Source organism: Paenibacillus typhae, from assembly GCF_900099765.1.
Classification (GTDB): domain Bacteria; phylum Bacillota; class Bacilli; order Paenibacillales; family Paenibacillaceae; genus Paenibacillus_AQ; species Paenibacillus_AQ typhae.
In genome coordinates, this window is the sequence record NZ_FNDX01000027.1 from 76,108 (window position 1) to 84,399 (window position 8,292).

General features: G+C 51.6%; 10 protein-coding genes. 6 read left to right on the forward strand and 4 right to left on the reverse strand.

The genetic code is table 11. The features are described 5' to 3' along the window. Window positions 1-72: 72 nt before the first annotated feature. Together BLR64_RS19770 and BLR64_RS19775 are read left to right on the forward strand one after the other, a co-directional pair. The gene (locus BLR64_RS19770; protein ID WP_090716764.1) at window positions 73-510 is read left to right on the forward strand and encodes a HEAT repeat domain-containing protein; all 438 of its coding nucleotides are present in this window, start codon (window positions 73-75) and stop codon (window positions 508-510) included. A gap of 21 nt (window positions 511-531) precedes the next feature. Continuing rightward, a complete protein-coding gene (locus tag BLR64_RS19775) occupies window positions 532-1,125 on the forward strand; it encodes a hypothetical protein (RefSeq protein WP_090716766.1) in 594 nt (197 codons plus the stop codon). Window positions 1,126-1,186: 61 nt separating this feature from the next. Here BLR64_RS19775 and BLR64_RS19780 read toward each other — a convergent pair whose 3' ends face one another. Continuing rightward, a complete protein-coding gene (locus tag BLR64_RS19780; protein ID WP_090716784.1) occupies window positions 1,187-2,728 on the reverse strand; it encodes an acetate--CoA ligase in 1,542 nt (513 codons plus the stop codon). A 272-nt stretch (window positions 2,729-3,000) separates the two neighbouring features. Between BLR64_RS19780 and BLR64_RS19785 the strand changes: the two genes are divergently transcribed. The 4 genes from BLR64_RS19785 to BLR64_RS19800 all read left to right on the forward strand — a co-directional run bounded on the left by BLR64_RS19785 (window position 3,001) and on the right by BLR64_RS19800 (window position 5,281). After that, complete coding sequence (locus BLR64_RS19785; RefSeq protein WP_167360736.1) at window positions 3,001-3,369, forward strand: hypothetical protein; 369 nt, start codon at window positions 3,001-3,003, stop codon at window positions 3,367-3,369. Window positions 3,370-3,372: 3 nt separating this feature from the next. Continuing rightward, a complete protein-coding gene (locus BLR64_RS19790; protein ID WP_090716769.1) occupies window positions 3,373-3,807 on the forward strand; it encodes a methyl-accepting chemotaxis protein in 435 nt (144 codons plus the stop codon). Window positions 3,808-3,843: 36 nt separating this feature from the next. Further along, window positions 3,844-4,365: a GNAT family N-acetyltransferase gene (locus tag BLR64_RS19795; protein WP_090716770.1), complete on the forward strand. Its 522-nt coding sequence runs from the start codon at window positions 3,844-3,846 to the stop codon at window positions 4,363-4,365. Window positions 4,366-4,564: 199 nt separating this feature from the next. Next, on the forward strand, window positions 4,565-5,281 hold the full coding sequence (locus BLR64_RS19800; RefSeq protein ID WP_090716772.1) for a stalk domain-containing protein: 717 nt from the start codon (window positions 4,565-4,567) through the stop codon (window positions 5,279-5,281). 132 nt (window positions 5,282-5,413) lie between these two features. Here the strand turns inward: BLR64_RS19800 and BLR64_RS19805 are convergent, their stop codons facing one another. From BLR64_RS19805 to BLR64_RS19815, 3 genes are all read right to left on the reverse strand, one after another. Beyond that, complete coding sequence (locus tag BLR64_RS19805; protein WP_082708158.1) at window positions 5,414-5,539, reverse strand: DUF4023 family protein; 126 nt, start codon at window positions 5,537-5,539, stop codon at window positions 5,414-5,416. A 92-nt stretch (window positions 5,540-5,631) separates the two neighbouring features. Continuing rightward, window positions 5,632-6,447 (reverse strand): WYL domain-containing protein, encoded by an 816-nt coding sequence (locus tag BLR64_RS19810; protein WP_090716774.1) that lies wholly within the window; start codon window positions 6,445-6,447, stop codon window positions 5,632-5,634. Further along, a complete protein-coding gene (locus BLR64_RS19815) occupies window positions 6,434-7,750 on the reverse strand; it encodes a helix-turn-helix transcriptional regulator (RefSeq protein ID WP_090716775.1) in 1,317 nt (438 codons plus the stop codon). The genes BLR64_RS19810 and BLR64_RS19815 overlap by 14 nt, the downstream gene beginning before the upstream one ends. Between the last annotated feature and the right edge of the window lie 542 nt (window positions 7,751-8,292).

An 8,292-nucleotide genomic window follows, 5' to 3' on the forward strand; every position in this document is an offset into this window, starting at 1 on the left:
GATTGAAATTAAGCAGCGCAAACGGTAGAATTGCACTACCAACAGATTTAACCAAGAAGGGGATTGTATCTTTTGACTAATGAAGAACTGAATCAAGAGCTGCCGGAGAACTATTCGGAGCTGAAGAAGGCGGCTGGCCGTACTGCGGACTGGAGAGCGCGTCTGGCGGCTGTAGAAGAGCTGGGCAACTGGAACCACAAGCAAGTTATTGATATCCTGAATCGTCTGATGACCAGCGATCCTGTATATACCGTTCAAGAAGCTGCATACCGGAAGCTGATTGCATTCGGCGAAGAGGTTGCTGCCCCTTCCAAGAATAAGCCTGAGCTGTTCAAGGGAATCGGCAAGATCATGCTGCGCATCAAGAAGAGCCTTCCGAGGGAGCACTCCTACGAAGATTTCAAGGAGAAGCTGCAGAAGATGCGGATCGATATCTACGATGCCTATGAAGGCGAGAAGGGCGAAGAATTCGACAAGTGGCTGGAGAAGCAGTGGCTTTCAGCAAAATAGTAAAGGGTGACAATATTCAATATGCATAACGATTCTCATGACGCTCCGCTGGCTGCACAATTCCGGGAGTATCTGGAGCTTTCTGCGGGATTCCGGCCTGATTATATTGCCAGCCTGGGGAACAGCGCGGAAGGAAGCAAGGCAATTACGGACATTGCTCCGGAGGCACCCGAGCTCCTGAAGGTCATTTACGGCCAGGTCGCCGGGACAAGCAGTGAAGAAGAAGAGCCGAGCCTGATCGAATTCATTCCCGGCTACCGGCTGATTCATATTGCCGAGTATGCGCAGGAGATGCAGGTGCTGACTTCCATTCTGGAGGAGAAGGGACACAGCGCAGGCGGCAGGGTGTATCCTGTCCTGACTAACTACGGCAGTGACTTTATCTGTCTATGGCAGCGGGAAGACGGCTCGGAAGTGATCTGTGACCTGCTGAACGACTTTGGTGATTTGGTTGTGATGTACAACTCCCCGGAGAAGTTCCTGGAGACATTGTGTGAATTCTATAAGCAGGAAGCTTATTTTCTGGATGAAGAAGGCTTTTTGGACTGCGATCTGATAAAAGAAGGCGAGATTGGTACAGAGCTGAATCCCGGAGCGCAGTACTGGTCGGAATAACGAACAAAGCCCCATGCTCCGCTGTAAGCGGAACACGGGGCTTTTTGCTGCCTGTGGGCAATTATTGCTGCGCCTCGCGTTTTTCCTGCTCACGCAGCTCTACGCGGCGGATTTTGCCGGAGGTCGTTTTCGGCAGATCGGCGATGAATTCGATCTTGCGCGGATATTTGTAAGGGGCTGTCATCTCTTTGACATGACTCTGCAGCTCCTTGACCAGCTCTGGCGAACCTGTATTTCCGTCCTTCAGGACAATGAAGGCTTTGACGACAGAACCGCGGATTTCGTCAGGACTGGCAACAACGGCGCATTCCTTAACCAGCGCATGCTTCATCAGCGCATCCTCCACTTCAAACGGGCCAATCGTGTAGCCTGAGCTGATAATGATGTCGTCTCCCCGGCCTTCAAACCAGAAATAACCGTCCTCATCCTTGCGCGCCCGGTCGCCGGTTACAAAATACTCGCCATGCGAGGCATTGGTCTTGCGATCTGGATCCTTGTAGTAGGTCTTGAACAGGGCCGGCATACTGAGATGCACAGCAATATCGCCTACTACATTCGGAGGAACCGGATTTCCGTCCTCGTCAATGACTTCAGCAATGCCGGGAGCAATGGATTTGCCCATGGATCCGATCCGGATCGGATCATCCTTCAGGGCGGCGATGATCAGCGTGCTTTCCGTCTGTCCGTAGCCGTCCCGGATGGTGATATCAAAATGCTGCTGGAACGTATTGATGACCTCCTGGTTCAGCGGCTCGCCCGCAGACACGGCACAGCGCAGCTTGGACAGGTCATATCTTGAGAGCCCTTCCGTCTTGGCCATAAGACGGTATTCCGTAGGGGTACAGCACAAAACCTGAATACCTTCATCCTGCAGCAGCTGCAGATAACGGTCCGGATGGAAGGACCCGTTGTACACGAAGCCGGTAGCCCCATTGCCGAGCACCGTCAGGAACGGGCTCCAGATCCATTTCTGCCAGCCCGGCGCTGCCGTTGCCCAGACGGTATCGGATTCGCGGATTTCCAGCCACTGCGGGGAAGTAATCCGCAGGTGGGCATAACCCCAGCCGTGGGAATGCACCACAGCTTTGGGATTGCCGGTAGTGCCGGAGGTATAGGCCAGAATAGCTATATCGTCGCGGCTGGTGACTGGTGTCTCGAGGAGTTCCGGTTGTCCGTCCATCAGGCTCTCCAGGTCACTCCAGCCCTCCTCCAGATCCTCTTTATTACCGGATACAGACAGGCGGTAGTCGAGAGCCGGCAGATCATCGGTGATTTTGTTGACCTCTCCGGTTACCTCTGACCAGACGATGACTGCTCTGGCCTCTGAATGGCGCAGGCGGTAGGATAAATCCTTGGCCCGCAGCATTTCGGAGGAAGGAATGACAGCGAGACCCAGCTTGAGGCAGGCCAGATAGATAACATAAGCGATAATGCGGCGCGGTACCATGACCAGCACGCGGTCGCCTTTATGAAGACCCAGTCCGGCAAGCCCGCCGGCCAGCCGGTTGGCCTGGCCGAGCAGCTCCCCGTAGGTAATTTCCTCGCAGCTTCCATTCTCATGCAGCCATTTAAGCGCGATCTTATCCGGCGGATGCTGATCCATTTCCGAAGTCAGATTATAAATTTCAGGTGCAATGAAACGCTGATTGTCCAAATGAACCTCTCCTAAATAAACATGATGGTGCAGCTATTATAGTATACCATGTTCTTTTAGTACCAGATGCTAATCAGTGGGAATATCTTTCAAGAAGGTTTTGTGACTGTTATTGCTGTCGTATTGACCTTGAGCGGAATCTGAAATATTTATCATAGTAGGCAATGTTATAATCAGTGCAGAGTCTTATTTCAAGGAACAGGCGGTTGAGGCCCATGCAGATGAATAAACTACAAGAATTACAGGACATGCTTAGTGTAATCCAGCAGACGTATCCGGAAGATGCGGCTCTTGTGCTGGCTGATATGGAGAAGGTGCTGGCGTATCTTCCCGGTCAGCAGATTGATCTGAAGGTTCCGGTAGGGGCTCCTATAGAAAAATTCAAAGGGACCGTATCTTACAGAGCCATGGAGACTGCAGCAGTTCAGCGTGAGGAGCGGGGGCCTGAAGCCTTTGGTGTCTCTTATCTTTCTTCGGCGGTGCCGGTTATCGAAAACGGAACGGTAATCGGCGTTATTGCTGCGATGGTTTCAACCCACCGTGCCGCGTCTCTTCAGGATGGTGCGCAGGAGCTGTCGTCCCTGGTCTAGGAAATGACCGCTACTTCGGAAGAGGTGACCCGTTCGGCGCTGGGCGTGTCGCAGCGGCTCGATGAGCTGGTCAGCCACTCCCAGGACATGGTGCGTGATATTGAGAGCAGCTTTGAGATCCTGTCCTCTGTCAAAAGAATTGCCGACCAGTCGCATATGCTCGGGCTAAATGCAGCAATTGAGGCGGCACGGGCGGGGGAGCAGGGAAGAGGCTTTGGCGTCGTGGCGACAGAGATCCGCAAGCTGGCCGGTGACAGCCATTCGCTGGTACAGAATATTCAGAGCCAGCTGGCCGGGATGAAGCAGGCAATCCTGCAGATGGACCGTTCGATTCAGGAAATTAAAGGCTTTTCCCAGCATCAGGGACAGTCCATGCAGGAATTAAGCCGGGCTTATGAGCATGTTGCCCGGACGGCAACTGAACTGACAAATCTGTAGTTACCCTAATACCTTGATGGAAAGAGAGGAATACATATGAAGCTTGCAGAGTTTGATGCGATTTTTGCCATTATGGAAGCCTCGTTTCCAGTAAGCGAGATAAGGACCTACAGCGGCCAGAAGGCCCTGCTGGACAACCCTCATTACCGGCTTTATACCGAGCAGGATGAAGGCGGCAGGATTATTGCCTTTTTGGCAGCGTGGGAGTTTCCGGAGCTGCGCTTTGTTGAACATATTGCAGTCAGCCCGGATGCCCGAAGCGGCGGAACCGGCCGCAGGCTGATGAACCGCTATCTTGCGCTTTCCGCCAAACCGGTACTGCTGGAGGTGGAGCCGCCGGCGGGAGAGCTGGAGCAGCGCAGAATCGGCTTTTATGAACGGCTTGGTTTTCATCTCAATCCTTATGATTATGTACAGCCTCCGCTCCGCTCCGGCCAGCAGGAGCTCCCGCTGCGTATCATGACCTATCCCTGTTCTGTCAGCGCAGAGGAGTTCCGGCGGTACCGGGACATTCTCTACACCGGTGTCTACCAGATTGCTGCCTCCGGCAGCGAATAATGATTATTTACACACAGCAGCCCGCGTAATCCTTGTGATTGCGCGGGCTGCTTTATTTTGCAGGATGATATTGATTACCGTTGCCTTGAAATCCTTCTTTACAATCCGGATACAAGTTCGAAACAAGTCCATGGTTAAATGAATGTATAGCAAGGAACAACACAAACTACAAAGCTAACCCCAAAGGAGACGATATTCAATGAAAAGCAAAAAAATGATCATAGCAACCATGGTGTTCGGAATGGCCGTAACAGGCTCAGCAGGTGTCTATGCCGGAACAAATCTGCAGAAGATCAGCGCCTATCTAAATCACAGCATCGGCTTTAAGGTTAACGGAACGGCTTATACGCCTGTAGACGGGAACGGCAAAACACTTGCCCCTATTACCTACAATAATACGACTTACCTGCCGGTGCGTGCCCTGGCCGATGCACTCAAGGTTCCGGTAACCTTCGACGCCTCCGCTAATCAGGTTGTGCTTGGAACGACATCAGGTACAGGGACACCGGACAGTGGCTCCACTATCAATCTGGCAGCAATAAATTACAGCGCGGCGCAAAAGGAGCAGATTACCAAAGCATTCGCAAATTATCAGGGCTTTGAAACAGCTTATGCTCCAGCCCAGATGATCAGCGGGGACAGCTTTGTCAGTGTAGGCGGCGGCGAGGACGGCGTATCCTTCCTGTTCAAGCATATGCGTGTCAACATTTCGCCGCGTGATTACTCCTATGACTATGATGGAACTGCAGTGAAGCTTTCGAATGGAACAAGCGCCAAATGGTATACACCTTCCGATATCCCGATGCTGACCTTCAAACTGGACGACCGCTATGTAACAATCAGCTCACCGGATCAGTCGCTCAGCAAGGCTAAACTGGAAAAGGTAGCCGTTAATGTAGCAAAATTGAGTAAATAATAATACACTTCAAACGTGTCAGCTAAAAAAATAGAAAGCAGCAGCCAGCTCTGTACACACAGAAGCGGCTGCTGCTTTTTTGAGGGTTAATGGCGTGAATGATTCATGCCGTAAGGATTCGGCCAATCCGGCTTACTTGTTGGTGCTGTGTTGCTTATTGGCCAGTCTTGCCTGCGGGGAGCCCTGGCCCCGGCGCTTGTTCTTCTCTGCCTTGCGCTGGTTCTCCTGAAACTTTGCTACGAATTCATGCGTGTTCATGCTTGTCGGCCTCCTAATGGAATGTGAGCACAGCCTGATCAGAACTGCCTTTACTATGCCCGTTCACAGTAGGGTTAATGCATAAGCGCAAGTTATTCCGCCGGCCGCTCCAAGACCCCGTATTGAGTGAGTGCTTTTACAGCCGAGTCACGCATCCGTTTCTTGAGCAGACTGCCTTCGATGACACGCACTCTTTTGCCCAGAAAACGGAGCTTGGACAACACATATTCACCCTCATTGCCGAGATAGGTCAACATAATGGAGTAGGTACCCGTCTGCTCTTCATAATGCACTTCCTTCTCGAAGCAGGAAAAAGCGTACAGGATGCGTGACAGCTCACGGTTATATTCCGGCTGCACCTGAATCACGGCCCGCTGCTTCCGGCTTTCCAGAAGGTGGTGAATATCGTCCAGTGCTGCGGTATAAGCTTCCGGGTGAACAGGGACTTCGGAGATGGAAGCTATTTTGGACAGCCGGACACTCAAGAAGTTACGCCGCTTCCAGCTGTACCACAGCAAATACCATTCCCGTTTGACCATGGAATACTCCAGGCGGTAAGGGAGGCCGGACTGCTTCGGGCTAATCAGGCCGTCTTTCAGAGTGAAAGTCAGCCGGACCCCTTGTTTCTGCTGAATGCATCGGCGGAGCGTCCGCAGGAGCGGATGGAAGACCTGCCGCTCTTTGCTGGAGGCTTTGTGAGTGAGATGATCGTGCAAAAGAATGCTCTCGTCCTGCTCCAGCAGCTTGCGGAGCTTATCGAGAGTAGGACCGGAAAAGGCCGTGGCCGATGAGGGATGCTCCAGCATCAGCTTCAGCCAGGAGCGTTCGTGGGATGTGGACAGAAAGGCTCCGGAGTCCTCCAGTCTGGACAGAACCCTGTAATTAAAAATCTTTTCAAAAGGATTCATAATAGGCGAGCAGCTCCTTCCATTCCTGAATCAGTTCCTCACGCAGCTGCAGGGGCTCAAGGATTTCACAGCTGGAGCCGAAGCTGCGCAGCCAGGGCTTGATTTCGGTGAACCCGTTAACAGTTATCTCATATATAAAAGAATGCCCGTCCTCCTCGGTAATGACGCCCCATTGTCCCTGCAGCAGCACCCGTTCCTTAACAAAATTATTTCCCGTGCCTGGCAGCGGGTGAAGAAACCTGGCGCGGATCGTCACCGGATTCGTCGTATCGATCATCCAGCTCAAGGCCAGACGCTCCTCAAGCAGCTTTTTTTCAGCCAGGAAAAGCTCCTCGGCGACAGACTCGGCTTCGGTAATTTGTGTGATGCCCTCCAGCCTGTACTTGCGGATGCTTTTGCGTTTGTCGCTTGCCAGCAGATACCACCTGCCGTACTGATGGTCATAGATGATTTTGAGCGGCAGCACCTTCTCCAGACTGCCGACCGATTCCCGCCCGAACAGCGGATTGGTCGGTTTGGCTGCGTAGCTCTTGCCCTCCTTTGGAGAGAAGTAGAGGAACTGCACTTTACAGTGCTCCCGCATAGCCGATACCAGGGGATAGAGGTGTGCTTCATCAAGAATCCTGGAATAGTAATGATATTTATATAAAAAAGGATCGGCTGCAGGCTCCGTCAGGCTCCGGCGGTTCAGCTGCTTTTTGAGGCTGTCGCGGAGTAAGTAGCCCTGGACCGAGGGGACCTGTGTATTGGCCATCACATCAACGAAATCAAACAGTTCGCATAGTTCTTCATCGGACAGCTGCCGGATAAGATCGTCATACAGACGGTACTGGTATGGACGCGGCCCGGGCTGCCTTGCAAGCACTCCAACCTCCTCAAGGTACTTCAGGTCTCCGCGCAATGTTTTCTCATCAGGGAAAATGCCTTCCGGATCTTCTCCGCTGCAGCACAGCTCCAGCAGCTCCTTCAGGGTCATCGGCCGTTCGCTCAGCCCGGCAAGAATGCGGGAGAGGCGCAGAGACTCGGATTCCTTCAGCGATTTGGCACGGAACAGAAACAGCAGCACCGGTTCGGCGGAGTCATAATAGTTGTACCTGAAGGTATTGGTGAAATCTTTGTCCAGCTCTTCAGGCAGATCTTCCTGCATTGTCTGAACGACTTCCTTCAGTTTCTTAACGGTTTTATCGAAGGTATGGACTGAAATGCCGAGGCGCTCAGCAAACTGCTGGCGGCTGTAAGCCCCGCTGGTCAACACAAGCATGCGCAGAAACTGGATTTCTTTATCAAAGCTTTCCTTGGCCATGTGTCCCTCCGGTATACATAATAGATGCTGTATATATGGACGTAATAATCCTAATCAAGTTGCTGATCAGTATATAGAAATGAGGTGATAAATTAAATGTGAAAAAAAGCTTGCATGTTCTTTAGAAAGTATGGTATATTATTATTCCGGCCAAGAAATGCTGAAAAGCATCGACGCCAAGCTCGAAAAAAGAAATTAAAAAAGAGCTTGCAACGAACGACCGGAAGTGATATAGTATAAGAGTTGCTGCTGACGAGAACATCGAAAGCAACAACGAGCTTGATCTTTGAAAACTGAACAACGAGTGAGTATCGGGATTCACTTCGGTGATTCCAAAACTGATGATTTTCACAGCGTCTTGTACGCTTTAGAAATTCATCTTGAGAATGTAAATTCTCGTCAGATGTTTCAAAATGAGCGAATCGCTCTTTTCGATAGTTTTCGGATGGTTATTTCCTCGGAGTGATTCGGGTGAAGTAACCGCCCGGAAAAACCTTATTGGAGAGTTTGATCCTGGCTCAGGACGAACGCTGGCGGCGTGC